At 72.3% G+C, this 19,615-nt stretch carries 18 protein-coding genes; 9 read left to right on the top strand and 9 right to left on the bottom strand.

Features of this window, described 5'->3' with window-relative positions; genetic code table 11:
• Nucleotides 1–89: 89 nt before the first annotated feature.
• Nucleotides 90–872, bottom strand: coding sequence for an IclR family transcriptional regulator (locus ABD652_RS04460; RefSeq protein ID WP_344718596.1), 783 nt, complete (start codon nt 870–872; stop codon nt 90–92).
• 123 nt (nt 873–995) lie between these two features.
• Nucleotides 996–2,120 carry a D-2-hydroxyacid dehydrogenase gene (locus ABD652_RS04455; protein WP_344718594.1) on the bottom strand — a complete coding sequence of 375 codons (1,125 nt, stop codon included), beginning with the start codon at nt 2,118–2,120 and terminating at the stop codon, nt 996–998.
• A 533-nt stretch (nt 2,121–2,653) separates the two neighbouring features.
• On the opposite strand from ABD652_RS04455, the gene ABD652_RS04450 reads away from it, so the two are divergent.
• The 3 genes from ABD652_RS04450 to ABD652_RS04440 all read left to right on the top strand — a co-directional run bounded on the left by ABD652_RS04450 (nt 2,654) and on the right by ABD652_RS04440 (nt 7,401).
• Nucleotides 2,654–3,964, top strand: coding sequence for an MFS transporter (locus ABD652_RS04450; protein ID WP_344718592.1), 1,311 nt, complete (start codon nt 2,654–2,656; stop codon nt 3,962–3,964).
• Nucleotides 3,965–3,966: 2 nt separating this feature from the next.
• On the top strand, nt 3,967–6,546 hold the full coding sequence (locus ABD652_RS04445; protein WP_344718590.1) for a glycoside hydrolase family 3 protein: 2,580 nt from the start codon (nt 3,967–3,969) through the stop codon (nt 6,544–6,546).
• 231 nt (nt 6,547–6,777) lie between these two features.
• Complete coding sequence (locus tag ABD652_RS04440) at nt 6,778–7,401, top strand: TetR/AcrR family transcriptional regulator (RefSeq protein ID WP_344718588.1); 624 nt, start codon at nt 6,778–6,780, stop codon at nt 7,399–7,401.
• Nucleotides 7,402–7,646: 245 nt separating this feature from the next.
• Here ABD652_RS04440 and ABD652_RS04435 read toward each other — a convergent pair whose 3' ends face one another.
• From ABD652_RS04435 to ABD652_RS04415, 5 genes are all read right to left on the bottom strand, one after another.
• Nucleotides 7,647–8,309: a GntR family transcriptional regulator gene (locus ABD652_RS04435; RefSeq protein ID WP_344718586.1), complete on the bottom strand. Its 663-nt coding sequence runs from the start codon at nt 8,307–8,309 to the stop codon at nt 7,647–7,649.
• Between the two features lie 4 nt (nt 8,310–8,313).
• Nucleotides 8,314–9,684: an MFS transporter gene (locus tag ABD652_RS04430; protein ID WP_344718584.1), complete on the bottom strand. Its 1,371-nt coding sequence runs from the start codon at nt 9,682–9,684 to the stop codon at nt 8,314–8,316.
• A 212-nt stretch (nt 9,685–9,896) separates the two neighbouring features.
• The gene (locus ABD652_RS04425) at nt 9,897–10,436 is read right to left on the bottom strand and encodes a hypothetical protein (RefSeq protein ID WP_344718582.1); all 540 of its coding nucleotides are present in this window, start codon (nt 10,434–10,436) and stop codon (nt 9,897–9,899) included.
• 234 nt (nt 10,437–10,670) lie between these two features.
• Nucleotides 10,671–11,336 (bottom strand): trimeric intracellular cation channel family protein, encoded by a 666-nt coding sequence (locus ABD652_RS04420; RefSeq protein ID WP_344718580.1) that lies wholly within the window; start codon nt 11,334–11,336, stop codon nt 10,671–10,673.
• Between the two features lie 644 nt (nt 11,337–11,980).
• Complete coding sequence (locus tag ABD652_RS04415; protein ID WP_344718578.1) at nt 11,981–12,850, bottom strand: SurA N-terminal domain-containing protein; 870 nt, start codon at nt 12,848–12,850, stop codon at nt 11,981–11,983.
• Between the two features lie 169 nt (nt 12,851–13,019).
• Between ABD652_RS04415 and ABD652_RS04410 the strand changes: the two genes are divergently transcribed.
• The 5 genes from ABD652_RS04410 (at nt 13,020) to ABD652_RS04390 (ending at nt 16,351) form a co-directional block, all read left to right on the top strand.
• Complete coding sequence (locus tag ABD652_RS04410; protein WP_344718576.1) at nt 13,020–13,706, top strand: pyroglutamyl-peptidase I; 687 nt, start codon at nt 13,020–13,022, stop codon at nt 13,704–13,706.
• Between the two features lie 138 nt (nt 13,707–13,844).
• Nucleotides 13,845–14,198 (top strand): hypothetical protein, encoded by a 354-nt coding sequence (locus ABD652_RS04405; RefSeq protein WP_344718574.1) that lies wholly within the window; start codon nt 13,845–13,847, stop codon nt 14,196–14,198.
• Between the two features lie 31 nt (nt 14,199–14,229).
• A complete protein-coding gene (locus tag ABD652_RS04400; protein ID WP_344718573.1) occupies nt 14,230–14,643 on the top strand; it encodes a hypothetical protein in 414 nt (137 codons plus the stop codon).
• 140 nt (nt 14,644–14,783) lie between these two features.
• A complete protein-coding gene (locus ABD652_RS04395) occupies nt 14,784–16,031 on the top strand; it encodes a S8 family serine peptidase (RefSeq protein ID WP_344718571.1) in 1,248 nt (415 codons plus the stop codon).
• 68 nt (nt 16,032–16,099) lie between these two features.
• Entirely contained in the window at nt 16,100–16,351 is a 252-nt protein-coding gene (locus tag ABD652_RS04390; RefSeq protein ID WP_344718569.1) for a hypothetical protein, read from the top strand.
• Nucleotides 16,352–16,366: 15 nt separating this feature from the next.
• Here the strand turns inward: ABD652_RS04390 and fdhA are convergent, their stop codons facing one another.
• Nucleotides 16,367–17,596 carry a formaldehyde dehydrogenase, glutathione-independent gene (gene fdhA / locus ABD652_RS04385; protein ID WP_344718567.1) on the bottom strand — a complete coding sequence of 410 codons (1,230 nt, stop codon included), beginning with the start codon at nt 17,594–17,596 and terminating at the stop codon, nt 16,367–16,369.
• Nucleotides 17,597–17,727: 131 nt separating this feature from the next.
• Complete coding sequence (locus tag ABD652_RS04380) at nt 17,728–18,588, bottom strand: HAD family hydrolase (RefSeq protein WP_344718565.1); 861 nt, start codon at nt 18,586–18,588, stop codon at nt 17,728–17,730.
• A gap of 127 nt (nt 18,589–18,715) precedes the next feature.
• Between ABD652_RS04380 and ABD652_RS04375 the strand changes: the two genes are divergently transcribed.
• Nucleotides 18,716–19,606, top strand: a complete 891-nt coding sequence (locus ABD652_RS04375; RefSeq protein WP_344718563.1) for a glycerophosphodiester phosphodiesterase — start codon at nt 18,716–18,718, stop codon at nt 19,604–19,606.
• Nucleotides 19,607–19,615 lie beyond the last annotated feature (9 nt).

Here is a 19,615-nt window from a genome sequence, read left to right as displayed (position 1 = left end):
AGGCCGTGTCCCGAAAGGGGAGGGCCCGTGACGTCGCGCTCGGCAGGCGGCCGGAGTCCGCGGCGCACGTCAGAGTGCGGCCGGGCGCCTCAGGAGGTGCGGCGCGCGAAGGGGTTCGACAGCTGGGCGACGGCATCCTGCAGGGCGGCGGCGACGCAGCCGACCGAGTCCTCGTCGGCCTCCTCGGCGGGCAGCGGCACCCCGAGCGCGAACGGGGGATCGCTGGGCGTCCAGGGCTCCAGCGGCACCGCGATGCCGGTGACTCCGTGGACGGATTCGTTGACGTCGACGGTGTAGCCACGACGGCGCCCCCGGCGGATCTTGTCCAGCAGCCCGGCCAGATCCACCACGCTGTCGCGGGTGAGCTGCGGAAACGGCTCGGTGGGGCCGACCAGCTCGATGATCTCCTCGTCGCTCATCCGCATCAGATGGGCGTTGCCGGCAGCCGTCAGCGTCGCGGGCAGCCGGGAGCCCAGCGGCGTGCCCAGGCGGTAGCGGCGGCGACCCTCATGGCGCGCCAGATACAGCGCGTCGAGTCCGGCGAGGACGGTCATCTGCACCACGTGGCCGGCCAGCACCTCGGAGGCCTCGCAGACGGCGTAGAACTCGCGCGCCTGGTTGAACTGCTCGGCGTAGGATCCGCCGATCTCGGCGGTGCGCCGCCCCAGCGTGCAGCCCTGCGGGGACCGTCGCAGCATCCCGCCGTCCTCGAGGGCCGCGATGAGGTTCGTGGTCGAGGACTTCGCCAGGCTCAGAGTGCGGGCGATCTCGGCCGGGGGCAGGGGCCGTCCGTCCGCCTCGGCCAGCAGATCGAGGATGCGCAGGGAGCGGGTGACCGCCGGCGAGGGGTCCCGATCGGGGCTCTGGGACATGGCCGACCTTCCTCCGCGGGGCCTGAGGTCCCCGGGGCGATGCTGCTCGTCGGGCCTGTGGGCAGGCCCGTGGGCGACGATCCCGCCCGTCGTCCGGAGCGGGCGGGACGTCTCTGGAGATTGTCAGTAGAACTCCATGGTATCCACGCGGCTGCGCATCGGCTCCCCGTCGAGGAGGCGTCGGGCGTTCTCCGCGAACATCTTCGCGATCCGCTCCTCCTCGGCGCGATTCAGCGCGGCGGTGTGCGGGCTGACCAGCACATGCGGATGGTCCCACAGCGGGCTGTCCTCCGGGAGCGGCTCGACGGCGAAGACGTCGAGGGCGGCGAAGCCGACCCGGCCGTCGTCGAGGGCGGCGACGAGCGCATCCTCGTCGATCACCGTGCCGCGCCCGACGTTGACCACCGTGGCGCCGGGCTTGATCGCGTCGAGCACGTCGCGGCCGACCAGCCCCTCGGTGGCCGCGGTGCCCGGCAGGGTGACGACGACGGCGTCGGCCTCGGCCGCCGCCGAGGGCAGATCGGCGACATCGACGATCCGGTCCACCCCGTCGACGGGGCGCCCCGAGCGGCTGGTGCCGACCACCGTCGCGCCGAGGGCATCGAGCTTCTCGGCGACCGACGAGCCGATCCCGCCCAGGCCGACGACCAGCACGGTCATCTCGTCGATCTGGCGCATCTCCCAGCGCTGCGTCCAGCGGTGCTCGCGCTGCTGGGCCTGCAGCCGCGGCAGGTCCTTCGCCCCGGCGAGGACGCCGAAGAGCGCGAATTCGGCCAGCGTGTCGCCGTGGACTCCGGCGCTGCTGGTGAAGGCGATCGATGCCAGGGCCTCGCGCGGGAGGTCGGCGGCCTTCACCTGGGCGCCTCCTCCCGCCGCCGTCGCGTGGACCCAGCGCAGCCGCGGATTCGCCGCCACGGTGCGGGCCAGCTGGGACGGGTCGACGTCGGGGAGTCCGAAGAGCGCCTCGGCCGAGTCGATCATCTCCTCGTAGGCGCTCCGCTCCTCCGGACTGCGGACGTGCTCGGGGTCGCCGGACCAGTCGGCCGGTCCGCGCATCGGTCGGTACAACGAGTGGTCGCGGATCAGGTCGATGCGCGGCTCGAGCTCCTCGATGCGCCGGCAGAGCCGCTCGTCGAGGTCGACGGCGACGACGGCGCGCAGTGAGGTCGTCTCCGCGGCCGCAGGACGTCCGGATTCCTCGGCGAGGTCGCGGCGCGCGGCGGCGGGAACGGTCGGGACGTCGGTCATGGGGCTCCTCCCGGAACAGGGGCGACTGTCGACCTCCACTGTAACCGGAGTTCAATATATTGAACACCACAGGCCAGCGAAGGGAGCGTGATGCGAGGACGACGTGATCGACGCCGGGCCGGTCGGGCGGCGCACCCCTCCGGGCGCGCACGCGGCGGTCGACGACCTCGACCAGCTGCCGACCGGCCACGCGGCGAGAGGACACCTCCATGGCGAACGCGGCATACATCCAGTCGGCGAATGTGCGGACGGCAGGCGGAGACACCTCCCGCGTGCCGGGACATGCCAGCGACCCGCAGAGGATTCGGCGCCGTCGCGGTGACGTCGCGACGCAACTGAACGTGCACCCTCCCCGGTCCGCAGGCCCCGCCGCTCGCCGGCTTCAGCCATGGCCTCGAACTCGCCACGCGCACACATCGCGGATCCACCACCATCCCACCACCCCACTCACCAGACGTCTTGTGTCCTGGCTCACACCGTGGAATAGTGATTGCTAACTATTCGACATTCCTCGCAGGACACGGAGAGTCCCCATGAGTCAGAGCACCACCGCATCCGGCCCGCGCTTCGGCGTGCGCTGGGCCAACACTCCGCCGATCGGCGAGACCCCCACCGAGCCGAAGAGCATCGGCTTCCTGATCGCGCTCTGTGCGGCGCAGCTGGGACTCTTCACCGCACTGATGGGGCCGGTGATGGTCTCGATGGCCATGAAGGTCAGCGCCCTCACCGAGGACCCCGTGGAGCGGACCTCGATGGTCGGCACGATCCTGGGCACCGGGGCCATCGCCGCGGCCATCGGCAACGTCTTCTTCGGTCGACTCTCCGACCGCACCATGTCCCGGTTCGGCCGGCGCCGCCCCTGGCTCGTCGGCGGAGCGCTGGTCATGGCGCTGGGCATGCTGATGGTCACCCAGGTGGAGACCACCGCGCTGCTGACCCTCTCCTGGTTCATCGCCCAGATCGGCGCCAACGCCGCGCTGAGCCCCTTCATCGCCACCCTCGGCGACCAGCTGCCGCAGCAGCAATACGCGCGAGTCTCCGCGCTGATCGGGATCATGCAGAACATCGGCATCCTCGGCGGCATCTGGCTGTCGAACGTCTTCGCCGAGAGCCTCTTCCTGGTCTTCATGGTCCCGGCGGTGTTCGGCCTCATCGGCATGACGATCTACGCGGTGATCCTGCCCGACCCGGTGCGCACCGAGCGGCCGCCGCGGTTCAGCCTCCTCGAGATCCTGCGCTCCTTCTGGGTCAGCCCGATCAAGCACCCGGACTACGCCTTCGTCTGGTGGTCCCGCTTCCTGGTGATCCTCTCGGCCTTCCTGTTCACCACGTTCCGGCTGACCTTCGTCCAAGACCGCCTCGGCGTCCCCGAGGCGGAGGCCAACGGCGTGGTGCTCAACGGCGTGCTGGTCTACACCATCACTCTGGTGCCGATCGGCTACCTCGCCGGCTGGATCTCGGACAAGACCGGCCGTCGCAAGGCGCTCGTCGGCATCTCGGCCATCATGTTCGCCGTCGGCAGCTACCTGCTGATGCACATCGACTCGCCGCTGGAGTTCTACCTGGTCGAGGTCCTGCTGGGCGCGGCCTTCGGCATCTACATGGGCGTGGACATGGCCCTGGTGCTGCAGGTGCTGCCGAACAAGGACGACACCGCCAAGGACCTCGGCGTCTTCAACCTCGCCAACGCCGGCCCGCAGTCGCTGGCGCCGTACGTCGGCGCTTTCCTGCTGGCCACCGCCGCCGGAGCCTCCGGCCCGAACTACACCCTGCTGCTCGGCGCCGCAGCCGCTGCGGCTGTCGCCGGCGCCCTCGTCATCATCCCGATCAAGAAAGCGAAGTGAGCATGACCGTCACCTCCACCTCCGGAACCGCGGCCGACGCCGCCGACTCCACCGACTACGCCGCGCTGATCGCGCAGCTTCCGCTGGAGGAGAAGGTCCACCTGCTCACCGGCGAGACGGCCTTCACCCTGCCGGGGAACGGCGGGATCGGCCTGGCCCCGCTGGCCTTCTCCGACGGCCCCACCGGCGTGCGCGGCCTGAAGTTCATCGGCGGCGACCACGTCGCGCTCTTCCCCAACGCCACGCTGGTCTCCGGGGCCTGGGACGACGACGTCGCCCGCCAGGTCGGTGAGATGCTCTCCGAGGAGGCCCGCCGGCAGAACATCCACGTGGTGCTGGGCCCGACGATCAACCTGCACCGCACCCCGCTGGGCGGGCGGCTCTTCGAGGGCTACTCGGAGGACCCCTACCTCACCGGGCGCACGGCATCCCACTACGTGCAGGGCCTGCAGAGCGCCGGCACCGCGGCCTGCCTGAAGCATCTGGTGGCCAACGAGTCCGAGGAGCTGCGCAACTTCATGGACTCCCGCGTCAGCGAGGAGGCTCTGCGCGAGGTCTACCTGCTGCCCTTCGAGATGGCCGTCGAGGACGCCGGGGCCTGGTCGATGATGGCCGCCTACAACGACGTCAACGGCGTGCCCGCCACCGAGCAGGACGAGGTCCAGAACCGCATCGTCAAGGACGAGTGGGGCTGGGACGGGCTGATCATGAGCGACTGGTTCGCCACCAAGCGCACCGCCCCGGCGGCGAACGGCGGCCTGGACCTGGTCATGCCCGGCCCGGACGGGCCCTGGGGCGAGCACCTGGTCGCCGCCGTCCGCGACGGCCGCGTCGCCGAGTCGACGGTCGACGACCACCTCGCCCGCCTGCTGCGTCTGGCCGACCGCACCGGCGGCCTGGACACCGGCGACGGCGTGCGCTCCTTCGACGAGGCCTTCCCCGCCCCGGGCTCCAGCCTGCGCGCCGAGCAGCTCAAGCGGCTCGCCGCCCGCGGCATGGTCGTGGTGAAGAACGACGGCGACGCCCTGCCGCTGACCGCCGGGTCCTCCGAGGCGCTGACCGCGGAGACGCTGGCCGTCGTCGGCCGCCACGCGCTGAAGACCCAGGACATGGGCGGCGGCTCGGCTCAGGTCAACGCCCCCTACTACGCCTCAGTGGCCGAGGGTGTGGCCGCGACCTTCGGCGCCGAGGTGCCGGTGCTCGACGGCCCGGCGGTGCGCCGTCGCCCGCTGGAGGCCGACGCGGCGCTGCTCACCCACCCGGAGACCGGCGAGGCCGGCCTCGAAGTGACCATCACCGACGCCGAGGGCACTGTGCTCAGCCGGCGCACCTCGTCGACGCCTTCCCTCTCGCTGGGCTTCGACGACGACTTCACCGGCACGCCGGCGCGGGTCACCCTGCGCACCCGCCTCGCCCATCCCGGCGGAGCGGCCGACCTCGGCGCCGTCGGCGCGGCCCGCTGGACCCTGCACCACACCGACTCCGCCGGTCAGGAGCAGCAGATCGCCGAGCACCTCACCTTCACCGGCATCGACCCGGGCGAGGGCATGCTCTGCCCGCCGGCCTTCGACCGGCGCGTGGACCTGGCCGCGGACTCGGTGATCACCGCCGTCGCCGACCTCGAGCCGGTCGACTGGCGGGAGAAGCTGCTGCCGCGCACGGAGCTCAACCTCTCCGAGGAGTCGCATCTGCTGGCCATGGGAGCCTTCGGCCGGCTGACGCTGACCGCCTCCGCCGCCGGCCCCGGCGACGATGAGCTGATCGACGACGCCGCCGCGGCCGCCGCGCGCGCCGGCACCGCCGTCGTCGTGGTCGGGCTGACCGAGGAGGACGAGACCGAGGCCGCGGACAAGACCACGCTGGCGCTGCCCGGTCGGCAGGACGACCTGGTGCACGCCGTCGCCGCGGCCGCGGAGAAGACCGTCGTGGTGGTCAACGCCGCCACCCCGGTGCTCATGCCGTGGCTCGACGCCGTCGACGCCGTGCTCATCGCCGGGCTGCCCGGCCAGGAGGGCGGCCATGCGATCGCCGCGGCGCTCTCCGGGGAGCTGGAGCCCACCGGCCGGCTGGTCACCACCTACCCCGCCGCCGACGGCGCCGCCCCGGCCTGGTCCACCACGCCCGGCGACGACCTGGGCCTGGACTACGCCGACGGCACCGCCATCGGCCACCGCGGCTGGGCCGCCGGCGACGCTGACGCACCGCTGTTCTGGTTCGGCCACGGGCTGGGCTACGGCTCCTGGGAGTACGGTGAGGCCGAGCTGGTCGAGCCGGGCGAGCAGGCCGGCGCGGCCGCGGCGCCCTCGGTGCGCGTGTCGGTGGCCAACACCGGCGGCCGCGACTCGCGCGAGACGGTGCAGGTCTACTTCCAGCCGGCCGAGGCCGGGCAGCCGGTGCGGCTGGTCGGCTACCAGGGCGTCGACGTCGCCGCGGGGGCCGCCGCCACGGTGGAGGTCGCCTGCGACCGGCGGCTGTTCCGCCGCTGGGACGCCGCCTCCGGCGCCTGGGCCCGGCTGACCGGCGGCGAGCTGCTCGTCGCCCGCGGGCTGGGCGACGTGCGGGCGCGGCTGCCCCTGGGCTGAGCAGGGCGGACCGGGACCTCGTGCGGCCCGGGGAGGAATGGCGGCTCCTCCCCGGGCCGGCGTCGTCGGGCCTGCCACCGAGCCTGCCACCGGGCCTGCCACCGGGCCCGCCACCGGGCCCGCCGTCGAAGTCCGGCGGGCCGCGGATGCTCGGTTAGAGTGGTCATCCAGTCCGCCCGGCGACCACCTGTCGCCGGGGCCCCGCCCCTTCCCGTGATGAGGACACCGACCATGGCCGCACGTCGTCCCCGCGCCACCAGCGGCAGGCCGCGCGGCGCCGACTCCGTCCAGCGCCGCGCCGAGATCCTCGACGCCGCCGAGGAGCTCTTCGCCGAGCAGGGGTACCGCGGCGTGTCGATGAGTGCGGTGGCGCGGGCCGCGGGGATCAGCCAGACCGGGCTGGTGCACCATTTCGCGACGAAGGACGACCTGCTCGCCGCCGTGCTCGACCGCCGCGACGAGCAGGACACCGCCCACCTGCTCACCACACCGGAGCAGGGGTGGCGCTTCGTCGAGACGCTGGTCGGCATCGTGCGGCAGAACGAGGAGCGGGAGACGCTGGTCCGGCTCTACACCGCGCTCTCCGGCGAGGCCGTCACGCCGGACCACCCGGCCACGCGCTGGCTCCGCCGGCATCATCACGACGTGCGGGAGAACATCACCGCCGCCGTCGAGCAGGCCGTCGCCGACGGCGAGCTGGTCGCCGAGACGCCGGCCGACCACATCGCGCGGCTGCTCATCGCCGCGATGGACGGGCTGCAGGTGCAATGGCTGGTGGACGAGACGGACCCGCCCATGGCCGAAGACTTCCGTCGGCTGGTCGAGACGCTGCACGCGCAGTGGCGGGCGGACTGAGGCTCAGCTGCCCGGTGCGGCGCGGCGCGGTGCGGTTCCCCGCCCCCGGCAAGCCGGCGATTCCGATCGCACACCTGAAGTGTCAGTCGGGACGGCTCAGCCCGGAGCCAGCGGCACATCAGGTGTGTGATCGCCGCGTCAGGGCCGGATGGCAGACGAGGCCGCCGGCCCGCAGCACACCGCCGTCTCTCCTCCATCAGTCACCGCGCTGGTGACGCTTCACCGGGACATATCGCGACGAAGGCTCAGGACTCCGGCTCGATGCCCCGGCGTCGGCGATGCTCGGCCCGGCTGGTCCGCGCATGGTCGAGCACCATCCCCGCCACGCGCTCCTCGTCCCGGGAGGCGACGGCCTCACAGAGCAGCCGATGCTCCTCGGCGACGGCGACGAGGTCGACGTGCTGGCTGAGCATCCAGCGCACGCGGCTGTCGATAGTCCCCCACAGCTGCAGCAGGTGCCTGTTGCCGGCGAGCTCGACGACGGCGGCGTGGAAGTCCGCCGCGGCGCGCCGCGCGACGACGGCCTCCCCTGCGGCGGCGGCCGTCTCGCCGCGGGCGACGACGGCGCGCAGCCGCTCCAGGCCCGCGGCGTCGTGCCGGCGCGCGGCGCCGGTGAACGCCAGGCTCTCCAGCGCGACGCGCAGCTCCTCGATCTCGGCGACGTCCTCCTCGGTGAACTCGCGCACGATCGCCCAGGTGCGCGGCCGCGGCGTCACCAGCCCCTCGGCGACCAGCTGACGCAGCGCCTCGCGCACCGGCACGCGGCTGACCCCGAGCTCGGCGGCCAGCTCGCGCTCGACGAGCCGGCTGCCGGACTCCCGCTCACCGTCGATGATCTGGTCGCGCAGCGTCCGCGCGGCCCGCGTCGTCTCCGACTCGGCCGCAGAGGAAGAGGCCGTGCTCGGCATGCCGTCACCGGCCCCCGACGTCGGCATCTTCTGCGGCGGCGTCGACGCCGTCTGCTGCGTCGGCGTCCCGGACCGGCTCCAGCTCCGCGTCCACGCTGCCCGGCGCGCCGGCGATCCAGGCGGCGAGCCCCATCAGTCCGGCCAGCACGAGCAGCGCGACCAGCGGCACCTCCCAGGAGCCGGTGGCCTCGAGCACCACGCCCAGCAGCAGCGGCCCGACGGCGGCGAGCAGATAGCCGACCGGCTGCACGAAGCCCGAGGTGCGGGCGGTGACCTCGGGGCGGCGGGTGCGCACTGTGATCAGCGCCAGCGCGGACGGGAAGGAGAAGCCGCCCACGGCCAGGCCGACGGCCCAGAGCCACGGCAGGGTCGTCGGGGCCAGCAGCAGGCCGGCATAGCCGCCCATCGCGGCGATCGCGTAGCCGACCAGCACCGGCCGGACGTGCCGGCCGCGGGCGACGATCTGCGGGGCGATGAACCCGCCCGGGATGCCGCCGGCGACGATGATGGTGACCATCAGTCCGGCAGTGACCGGATCCAGGCCGGCGTCGCGGTAGATCTGCGCGGCCCAGCCGAACTGCACGTAGGCGTGCAGCGACTGCAGGCCGAAGTACAGCGTCAGCGCCCAGACCCCGCGCGAGGCGGTGATCGGCCGCGGCCGGGCGCCGGAGGAGGCCGGAGTGCGTGCGCCGAGGTCGGGAGTCGGTCCGAGCCCGCGCAATGCGAGCCAGACGACCAGCGCGAGCACCGGAAGCGCGGCCCAGAGGCCCAGCCCGGGTCGCCACCCGCCCAGCACGTCGGCCGCCGGGGCGGTCAGCAGCGTCGGCAGCGCCGCACCGAGGCCCAGGGCCATCATGAACACGGTGACCGCACGGGTCTGCGCGGTCGGGAAGCGCGCCTTGACGTAGACCGGCAGGACCACGTTGCCCATGGCCATGCCGGCCAGCGCCAGCGTGGTGAAGCCGGCGAAGGCCGCCCAGCTGTCGCCGAGCACGCGCACCAGCAGCCCGACGGCGATGGCGACGACGCAGAGCAGCAGCGCCCGGAACATGCCCAGGCGGCGGAGGACCAGGAAGGCCACGGCGCCGAAGACGACGTAGGCGGCGCCGGGCAGCGCGGTCAGCAGTCCGGCCTGCCACCCCTGCAGCCCGAAGGCGGCCTCCACCTCGGCGAGCACCGGCCCCAGCGAGGTCGCCGCCGGGCGCAGGCAGGCGGCCATCAGCACGATGCTGAGCACGGCGAGCACCGCGCCGAGACGGGACGACGCCGGCGAGGCCTCGTGCCGCGCGGCCTGTGCTGCGGGCTCCGGCCCAGTCTCCGTGGCGGGCTCCGGCCCTGTATTCGCGGCACGACCCGTCGCGGCCTCCGGCTCCATGGGCCCGCTCCTCTCCTGGACGACGTCGTGCGGCAGACTGCCGCCGCCGAACGACTATTTTGGTATACCATATTCCCGGGACTCCCCACCTGTCATCCCTGCATCCCATGACGCCCCCCACGCTGAGGGGCGTCATGGACGAGCCGGGACCGACGCCGCCGTCAGCGCCGAGCGGGGACGCTGTCTCCGCTCGAACACGAGGCCGTCTACACTCAGAGCCTCGCTCTGACGGGGTGGTCCGCAGAGTCGACGGAACGCCCAGCAACCCCGCCGCCCGAGTACCTGCTGTTGACGTGGAACATCTCCGTCGATATACCTGGATGCGCGCGGGAGTCACACCCGAATAACTCCGCGGACATGGCATAGTCATTCGTTCCTGGAGGAATCATGGATCGCCGGACCGCCTTCCGAGCCTCAACGGGCGTCGGAGCCGTCGCCCTCTTGAATGGCACGGTCGGGCAGGCCGCACACGCGGCGGGAAGATCCGCCAGCCGGAGGGCCCCGGAAAAGGATCCGCTGGCACTCGTCGAGGACGGGATGTCCACCAGGGACGTCGCCGACCTTCTGTTCGAGGGGCACCCCGAGGAGAACATGTAGATGGACTCCTCGGGCATCAGGTACTTTCTCGCCGCTGGAGCGGCAGCCATCATCGCAAGCTGGGCGTTCGACTCCTTCAGCTCCGACATGAGCACCGACAGCACAGTCGTCGCCATCGCGCTCTGCGCGGCGCTCTCGATCCTCTTCAGCCTCACCCATCTCATCGACCGCTGGTCGGTTCGGAGTCGGGCATCCACGGCTGACGGGGCGAATCGCCCCGGGTCCGGTAGTAGCCCTGGTTCCACAGAAGGATGAGGAGCATGGCAGCCCCGAAGAAGCATCCCGCCGAGCGATCCCGCAGCAGCACCGGCACCCGCTGCTGCTACTCTCCCGGCCCGCTGATCACGGTGGACTGGGCCACCTGAGCGACGGCGGCCTCGGCGACAGGCTCAGCCGGCTGCCGCGCCGTCGTCGCGGGCGGCCCGCCGGTCGGCCGGGCGCATGCTGGCCAACGGCAGCCGCCAGCCACGGACGACGGCGAGCAGACGTGCCGCGAAGACCAGCAGCGCGACGGCGACGGCGGCCGGAGCGCCGAAGAGCTCCAGCTCGAGCAGAAGCACGGCCAGCCCGGCCCCGAGGAAGGTCGGGGTGGCGTAGACGCCGTCGGGGTCGACGATCTGCGGCACCCGGTTGGCGACGACGTCGCGCATCGCCCCGCCGCCGACGGCGGTGGTCACGCCCAGCAGCACTGCGGCGACCGGGTTGAGCCCGGCGGTGTGGGCGATGGTCGCGCCCATCACGCAGAAGGTGGCCAGCCCCAGGGCGTCGAAGACCAGCAGAGTGCGGTGCAGCCGCCCCTCATGGACCAGCCCGACGAGCACGATGAGCACGGCGAGCACGACCGGGACCAGGTACAGCGGCTCGGCGAAGGCGTTGGGCACCCCCTGGTCCAGAAGGAGGTCGCGGATGACCCCGCCGCCGAGACCGGTGAGGCTGGCCAGCAGCAGCGACCCGACGACGTCGAAGCCCTTCTGCACCGCCAGCAGCGCCCCGGAGATCGCGAAGGCGAAGGTGCCGAGGAGGTCGAAGACGAGGACGGCGAGGTCCAGGGGCATGCTCGGCCTTTCCGGTCGTCGGAGCGGGGCGACGGCGCGCCGGTGCGGGCACGGCCGTCGGAGGAAGGGTACCGGACAGACTTGCTCGCGAAGACTGCGATCCAGGAGATGCCCAGGTGGCCATGAGATGATCCCTTCGCCTTGCCTCGGCGAGGATGAGCCCGAATCTCCATCAGGCACCCGCCTTTCTCGGCTGTGCTCCCCGCACACGCGGGGATGAGCCGCTTCGGATGGCCTCGGTGTCGTCGACCTGGATGTGCTCCCCGCACACGCGGGGATGAGCCGGTCCGCGACGCGGTCGCCGCCGGCAAGTCGAGGTGCTCCCCGCATACGCGGGGTTGAGTCGCCTGAGGTCCGTTGGCCACCGGGCAGCGGACTGTGGTCCCCGCATATACAGGGGCCCGGATTCGTAGCCGCCGAAGAGGCTCCGGTCGTGCAGCTCCCCGGCACAGCGGGGATGACTCAGAATTTCAGACTCTGACGCGTCGGGGACTGAGGCTGAACCCAACAATGGCTTGGAAAGCGGCAGTCCAAGCACACGAGCGGGCGGGGCGCGCATCCTGCGCACCCCGCCCGCTCGGCGTCGATCTCTTCGTCGGTCGGCCGCCGTCACCCGCTGTCCGGGCCGGCGGCGACTGGGGAGATCACTCCTCGCCGGAGCCCTCCGAGGACGAGCCGTCCCCGCTGGAGCTCTCCGAGGGCGAGCCGGAGCTGTCCGGCTCCTCGACCTCGAGCTCGTTCTCGATGTCAGCGTCCTTCTTGAGCTTCTTCACCTCAGCGACCAGAACCTCGTTCTGCTTCTGCTGGGTCAGCTCCTTCTCGATGGAGTCGCGCTGATCCTCGAAGGAGGGGACCTCAGGAGCGCTGCTGGACCCGCCCGAGCCCTGCGACTGCTGGGCCTCCATCTGCGACTCCATCTGCTGCTTCTGCTGCTTGTAGGCCTCCTTGAGCTCCTTCTCGGTGGGCTCCTCGTAGCCCAGGTCCTCGGCCAGCTTCTCCAGCAGCACGCTGTCCTCCGCATTGCCGCGCAGGAACTCCTCGGACACGCCCTGCTCCTCGGCAGTGGACATCAGCTCGTCCACGGAGCTCAGCTGCTGCTGCTCGGCAGCCTCCTTCAGCTGCGCCTCGATCTCGTCGTCGGACGCCTCCAGGTCCCGGTCCTTCGCCTCCTGGAGCGCGAGCTCCGTGTCGATCATCTGCGTGGCGACCTGGGCCTGCATCTGCTTCCGCTGCTCCTCGGGCAGCTCCTGACCCTGCATCTGCGCCTGCTGGGCGCTGCTCTGGAAGGCGGGCTGGTAGCGAGTCTCGAAATCATCCTTGGAGATCTCTTCGCCGTTGACCGTGGCCACCACGTCGGGCACGTCGGACAGGTCGGGCTCGGGTCCAGCAGACTGGCTCGAGGACGAGCTGGCGTTCGCCTCGGAGCCCTCGCCGGAGTCTCCGGAATCGCCGCAGGCGCTCAGGCCCAGCACCAGCGCGAGCATCGCCGCACTGCTCAGCAGCTTCTTGGACATGGAACTACCTCATTCGGGTCGACGGGGGCCGTGCCGGCCTCCGCTCCACACTAGACCCTCTGTCACGCCGTCGGCTGGACAGATCCTCTCCGCGGGCTGATCGTCATGACGCCGGCCCTGGCCCCTGAACCACGCCCGCGACGCCGCCCCTCCGGTATCGTCGGCGCCGATGACCACCGCGCTGATCACCGGCTTCGATCCCTTCGGCGGCGCCGACCACAACCCGTCCTGGGACGCCGCCGAGGAGCTGGCCGCCCGCGCCGCCGACGGTCGCCTCATCGCCCAGACCGAGCACACCGGCCTGACCGTCGACATCCACCGGCTGCCGGTGGTCCACGAGGCCGCGCTGGAGACCCTCGACGCCGCGATCGCCGCCGTCGCGCCCGACGTCGTCATCAGCCTGGGCCTGGCCGGCGGCACCGACGCCGTCCGGCTGGAGCGGGTGGGCCTCAACCTGCGCGACGCCCGCATCCCGGACAATGCCGGCGCCCAGCCGGTGGACGAGCCGATCGTCGACGACGGCGCGCCCGCCCTGTTCAGCACGCTGCGCCTGAAAGCCGCCCATGCCCGCATCACCGCGGCTCAGATCCCGGTGCAGCTGTCGCTGAGCGCGGGCAGCTTCGTCTGCAACGAGGTCCTCTACGGGCTGCTCCACCGGCTCCGCGGCGGGCAGGCCGAGCCGTACGACGCCGCGGCGCCCGCGCCGGTCCGCGGCGGCTTCGTCCACGTGCCGTCGCTGCGCGAGGCGGACTGCCCGGTGAGCCTGCAGCAGGCCGTCGAGGCGGTGGACCTGCTGCTCGCCGCCTCGCTGGACGACCGGCCCGACGTCGAGCACCCCGGCGCCGCGCTGCACTGACGACGGCCTGCGGCGGACCGCGTCCCCGCACCCGGACGCGGAGGAAGCCTCCATCGATCGTCCAGCAGACGCCCAGCGCCGGGCGCTAGAGTCGCCGGTCATGATGATCAGTGCGGCCGCCGGCCGCGAGGGGCCTCGATGACGCCCCGCACCGCCTCCCGCGCCGACGCCCGCGACCCGGGCCCGGCGCCGCAGGCCGCGCGTCGCGCCATGGGCTTCGGCGTCTGGCTGATGGGCGGCATCCTGGTCTACCCGACAGTCCGCGGACTGGCGGAGATCGTGCTGTTCGCCGTGCGTCAGGGGCGACCGGCGGCCGACCTGCCCGTCGCGATGATCGTGCTGGCCGCCGTCCTCACTGCAGTCCCGGTGTTCCTGGGCCTGCTGATTGGCACGCTGCGCGTGCGGCGCGCCCTGGCGCACACTCCCTGGATCACCGCGCTCTGCTGCCTCCTGGTCGCCGGGACGACGCTGCTGCCCGCGCCGCCGGGCTGAGCCGCACCCGCCCGCGATACCCTGACTGACGATGAGCGCGCCGAAGAGATCCCGCCCCGCGAAGACCGCGTCGAAGGCCTCCTCGACGTCGGCGTCGAGGTCAGCGTCGAGCTCCACCTCGAGACCCGCCGGACGCGGCTCGGGCATGCGCTGGGCCCGCTGGCTGTGGGCGGTGGTGATCACCGTCGTGCTGGGCGCGCTGCTCTTCGAGTTCACGATGGTCTGGACCATCGGCGTCGGCACCTACATGATCACCATGGGCGAGCTGACCGGGCTGTGGTTCCTGGTCGCCGGCTACGTGCTGGCTTGCGTGCCGCCGGCCTTCGGCCTGCTGGTGGCCACCGGCGGCTTCTGGCGCAGCATGACCCACGCGCTGTGGATCGGACTGATCTACGGCGCCGTCGGCTTCCTCTTCCTCGACCAGGTGGCCGGCCTGACCATCTGACCCGTCGGGCGGCGATCCGGGCCGTCCGCGCGCATGGGGCCTGCCGTGTGTCCCCGGCGACTCCTAGGCTGTGACCATGACGGACATCGACGGCCGATCCGTCCCGCCGCCCCCGCCCCGACCAGCAGGAGGCACGCCCCATGGACGCTGCACCCACCACCCCAGGCCCGACGTCGACCGCCGAGACCGGGCGGTGGCTCGTCGTCGTCGACACCGACGACGTCGACGTCCGCCACCGCGAGGTCCCCGAGATGCTGGCCGCCGAAGGGCTGAGCGTCGTCGGCTACTATCCGCGGCTGGGCGTGGCCGTCGTCGAGCGCGACGACGACCGCCTGGAAGGGCTGCGGCTGCGCTGCCGACAGCGGCGGCGCCCGCTGACCCTGCTGCCCGAACGCACGTACCAGGCGCTGGACCGGCCGGGCGACGCCGCAGACTCGACCGCTCCGGCCGACCCGGCAGGTCCGCCCTTCGCCGACACCGCCGAGCACACCTGGGGGCTGCAGGCCGTGCGCGCCGTCGCCTCCGCAGCCACCGGGGCCGGAGTCTCGGTCGCCGTCCTGGACACCGGCTTCGCCGTGGACCACCCGGACTTCCGCGACCGCCGGGTCACCGCCGAATCCTTCATCGACGGCGAAGGCCCCGAGGACGGCCACGGGCACGGCACCCACTGCATCGGCACCGCCTGCGGCCCGCGCACCGCCGGGACGGTGCGCGGCTACGGCGTCGCACCGGCGGCCGAGATCTTCGCCGGCAAGGTGCTCGGCGCCGACGGCGGCGGATCGGACGCCTCGATCCTGGCCGGACTGGACTGGGCGCTGCAGCAGGAGTGTGCGGTGATCTCGATGTCGCTGGGATCCGACGTCCGCGAGGTCCACCCGCCCTATGTCGCCGCCGGGCGTCGGGCGCTGGAGCAGGGCTCGCTGATCGTCGCCGCCGCGGGCAACAACGCCTCCCGCTCCGCCGGCGACCCCGGATTCGTCGGAGCCCCGGCCAACAGCCCCTTCGTGCTCGCCGTCGGGGCTCTCGACGCCGAGCTGGGCATCGCCGACTTCTCGGCCCGGACGCTGCCCCGGCGCGGCGGGCAGGTCGACGTCGCCGCGCCCGGCGTGGAGATCTTCTCCTCCTGGGCCGGCGAGCAGCAGCACCGCACGATCGGCGGGACCTCGATGGCGACGCCGCACGTCGCCGGCGTCGCCGCCCTGCTGGCCGAGAGCACCGGACTGCGCGGCCGCGCCCTGTGGGCCGCGATCGTCCAGGAAGCGGTGCGGCTGGACCTGCCTTCGCTCGACGTCGGCTCCGGGCTGACCGTCGTGCCGCCTGTCGAGCAGCTCGCCGAGGCCCCTGCGGAGGACCCCGTCGAGGACTCCACCGAGGGTCCGGCCACCTGAGCGGCGCCCGGGCACGCTCGGACGCCCGGGCCTGGGGCGGACCCGCCGGGCCGGGCTACGCTGACCCCATGGCACAGGACGAGCCGACCACCGCCTGGATCGTCACCGTCGACGATCCCCGGACGGACTCCCTCGACGCGGTGGCCGCAGCGCTGGAGGCCTGCGGCCTCCGCGTCGACCGGGTGCTGCCCGCCGCCGGGATGATCCACGGCCGGGCGGACCGGACCCGACGCGAGGCCCTGGCCGCCGTCGACGGCGTGGCCTCGGTGGACCCGGTCCGGGACGTGAGCATCGCTCCGCCCGAGGCCGACGTGCAGTGAGCCGGCCGGTCGGCCTCAGGCCGCCGCGCGGCCCGGCACCATGCCGTGCGGGTCGATGACGAACTTCCGCGCCGCGCCGTCGTCGAACGCCCGGTAGCCCTCCGGCGCACCATCCAGGTCGATGGTGGTGGCGTTGACCGCCTTGGCGATCTGGGCCTTGTCGTGCAGGATCATGTTCATCAGCTGCCGGTTGTAGGACTTCACCGGGCACTGACCCGTGGCGAAGGTGTGCGACTTCGCCCAGCCCAGTCCCAGCCGGACCCCGATCGTGCCCTCCTCGGCGGCGGCGTCGACCGCGCCGGGGTCCCCCGTCACGTAGAGCCCGGGGATGCCGATGCCTCCTCCGGCCGTGGTGACGGTCATGCAGTCGTTGAGCACAGTGGCCGGCGCCTCTCCGGCACCCTCGCCATGAGCCCTCGCCTCGAAGCCGACGGCGTCGATCGCGGCATCGACCTCGGGAGCGCCGAGCACCTCGGCGATCTTGTCGGCCAGCTCACCGTCGGTGCTGAGGTCGATGCCCACGCAGCCGAAGCTCTCCGCCTGGTCGAGTCGAGCCCGGTTCATGTCGCCGACCAGCACCGCCGAGGCGCCGAGCAGCTGGGCCGAATGCGCGGCCGCCAAGCCCACGGGCCCCGCCCCGGCGACGTAGACCGTCGATCCGGTGGTGACCCCGGCGGTGTAGGCGCCGTGATAGCCGGTGGGGAAGATGTCGGAGAGCATGGTCAGGTCCATGATCTTGTCCAGAGCCTGATCACGGTCCGGGAACTTCAGCAGGTTGAAGTCCGCATAGGGGACCATCACGTACTCGGCCTGACCGCCGATCCAGCCGCCCATGTCCACATAGCCGTAGGCGGCGCCGGCGCGGGCCGGGTTCACGTTCAGGCAGATGCCGGTCTTGCCCTCGTCGCACATCCGGCATCGGCCGCAGGCGATGTTGAACGGCACCGAGCAGATGTCGCCCTCGCCGACGAAGAGCACGTCCTCGCCGGTCTCGACGACTTCGCCGGTGATCTCGTGGCCCAGGGTCTGGCCGACCGGGGCGGTGGTGCGGCCGCGGACCATGTGCTGGTCCGAGCCGCAGATGTTGCTGGTGACGACCTTCAGGATCACGGCATGCGGAGCCTTCTTCGGGATGCCGAAGTGGTCCGCCACCTGACCGGGGATCTCCAGAGAGGGATAGTCCATCGACTGGACCTCCACCTCGCCGGGCGACTTATAGGTGACGATGCGGTTCGAGCTGCTCATGGCTGGACTCCTGCTTCGCTGAGGATGATGTGTATCACATTCCGCTCCTCACACTCACAGCCGCAGGCTCCCGTGGCAAGAGGTGCGGCCCCGCCCGACAGAAGCCGCTGAGGTGGACCTCCGAGGGCCGGTCAGCTCGCCGCCGGGGCCAGCTCCCCGACGTCGACCCAGGCGCCCAGCACCCGGGCGATGCCCTCGTCGTCGTGGGTCGCGGTGACGACGTCGGCGGCCTCGCGCGTCTCGGCGATCGCATTGCCCATCGCCACTCCGACGCCGGCGGTGCGCAGCATGGTCACGTCGTTGCCGTTGTCGCCGAAGGCCATGGTCTGCTGCACTGCGATCCCCTCGGCGCGGCAGAAGTCGGTCAGCGCGCTGGACTTGTCCACTCCCGAGACGGTCGCCTCCAGGTAGATCCGCGAGGAATACGTCAGCTCGATCTGCTCGGCGAAGCGCTCCCGCAGCGCGGCCTCGAGCACCTCCAGCTCGGCGCGCTCGGCGCAGAAGAGGATCTTGGTCGGGTCGAGGCCGGGCCGGGCGACGTCGTCGACCGCACGCAGCGCGAGCCCGTTGCCGGCGGCCTCGTGGATCGCCTGCGGGTGGGCGTCGTCGCCGACCACCAGCTCGTCGTCGTGCGGCAGCATGATCAGCACCCCGTGCTCGAGCCCGCAGGTGATCAGCGGCTCGGCCAGCGCCGGGTCGACCGGATGCCGGGCCAGCTCCTCGCCGGAGGCCTGGTCGACGACCACCGACCCGTTGAGACCGGCGAGGATGAGGTCCTCGCCCAGTCCGCAGCGCTCGGCCAGCGCCCGCAGCCCGGGGATCGGCCGGCCGGAGGCGAGCATGATGCGCGTGCCGGCAGCGCGCAGCCCGTCCAGCGCCCGCAGCGTGCCCGGCTGGGGCCGCTTCGTCGAGTCGAGCAGAGTGCCGTCGATGTCGAAGGCGACCAGGCGGGGCGGGGCGGAGGAGGTCTCAGGCGTCGTCTCAGTCGTCACACCCCGATCCTATCGGCCGGGCTCACCGCCTGGTCATCTGCCGGCCGACTCGCCGTCGCGCCGTCGCCACCTGCATCGAGGAGGATCGGCGACGGCCATCCCCGCGTTCGACCCGAGAGGGAGCATCGTGACCGACCGTCGCACCCATGTCCTGGCCGGCCTCGCCGCCGTCGCCTTCATCTCCGTGCCCACCGCCGCCCATGCCGCGCCCGCCCAGGCGGCCGCGTCCGCACAGGACGGACGCCCCGCCGAAGTCGCGGTGACCGAAGTCGCCCACCGCGGCTCCAGCGCCGAGGCCCCGGAGAACACCCTCGCCGCCGTGCAGGAGGGCATCGCCGACCGCGCCGACTATGTGGAGATCGACGTCCAGCGCTCCGCCGACGGCGAGCTGGTGGTCATCCACGACGTCGACCTGACCCGGACCACCGACGTCGAACAGGTCTTCCCGGACCGGGAGTCCTACCAGGTCGGCGACTTCACGCTGGCCGAGCTCAAGCAGCTCGACGCCGGCTCCTGGAAGTCCGCGGAGTTCGCCGGCGAGCGCATCCCGACCTTGCAGGAGGTGCTGGACGTGCTGCGTCCCTCGGCGTCCGGGCTGCTGCTGGAGATGAAGTCGCCGGCGCTCTACCCGGGCATCAGTGAGGACCTGGTGGCCGCGCTGCAGGCGCAGCCGGGCTACCTGCCCTCGACGACGGCGAACGGCCGGCTGGTCGTGCAGTCCTTCGACTGGGAGTTCATGGCCGCGTTCGACCAGCAGCTGCCGCAGGTCACCGCAGGGCTGCTCGGCGAGCCCACCGACGCGCAGATGGAGGAGTTCTCCTCCTGGGCCGACCAGATCAACCCGCATCACAGCGTGGCGACGCCGGAGTTCGTCGACCGGGTGCACGAGCTGGGCATGGAGACTCTGGTCTACACGGTCAACGACCCGGCGCGGATGGAGACGTTGGTGGACAACGGCGTCGACGGGATCATCACCGACGAGCCCGACGTGCTGGATGAGGTGCTGCGCGGGCTCTGAGCTGGAGTC

The organism is Nesterenkonia halobia (genome assembly GCF_039536005.1).
GTDB classification, from domain to species: Bacteria; Actinomycetota; Actinomycetes; order Actinomycetales; family Micrococcaceae; genus Nesterenkonia; species Nesterenkonia halobia.
The sequence above is the reverse complement of the archived record's forward strand: the minus strand, read 5'-3'. Positions and strand labels throughout refer to the sequence as shown.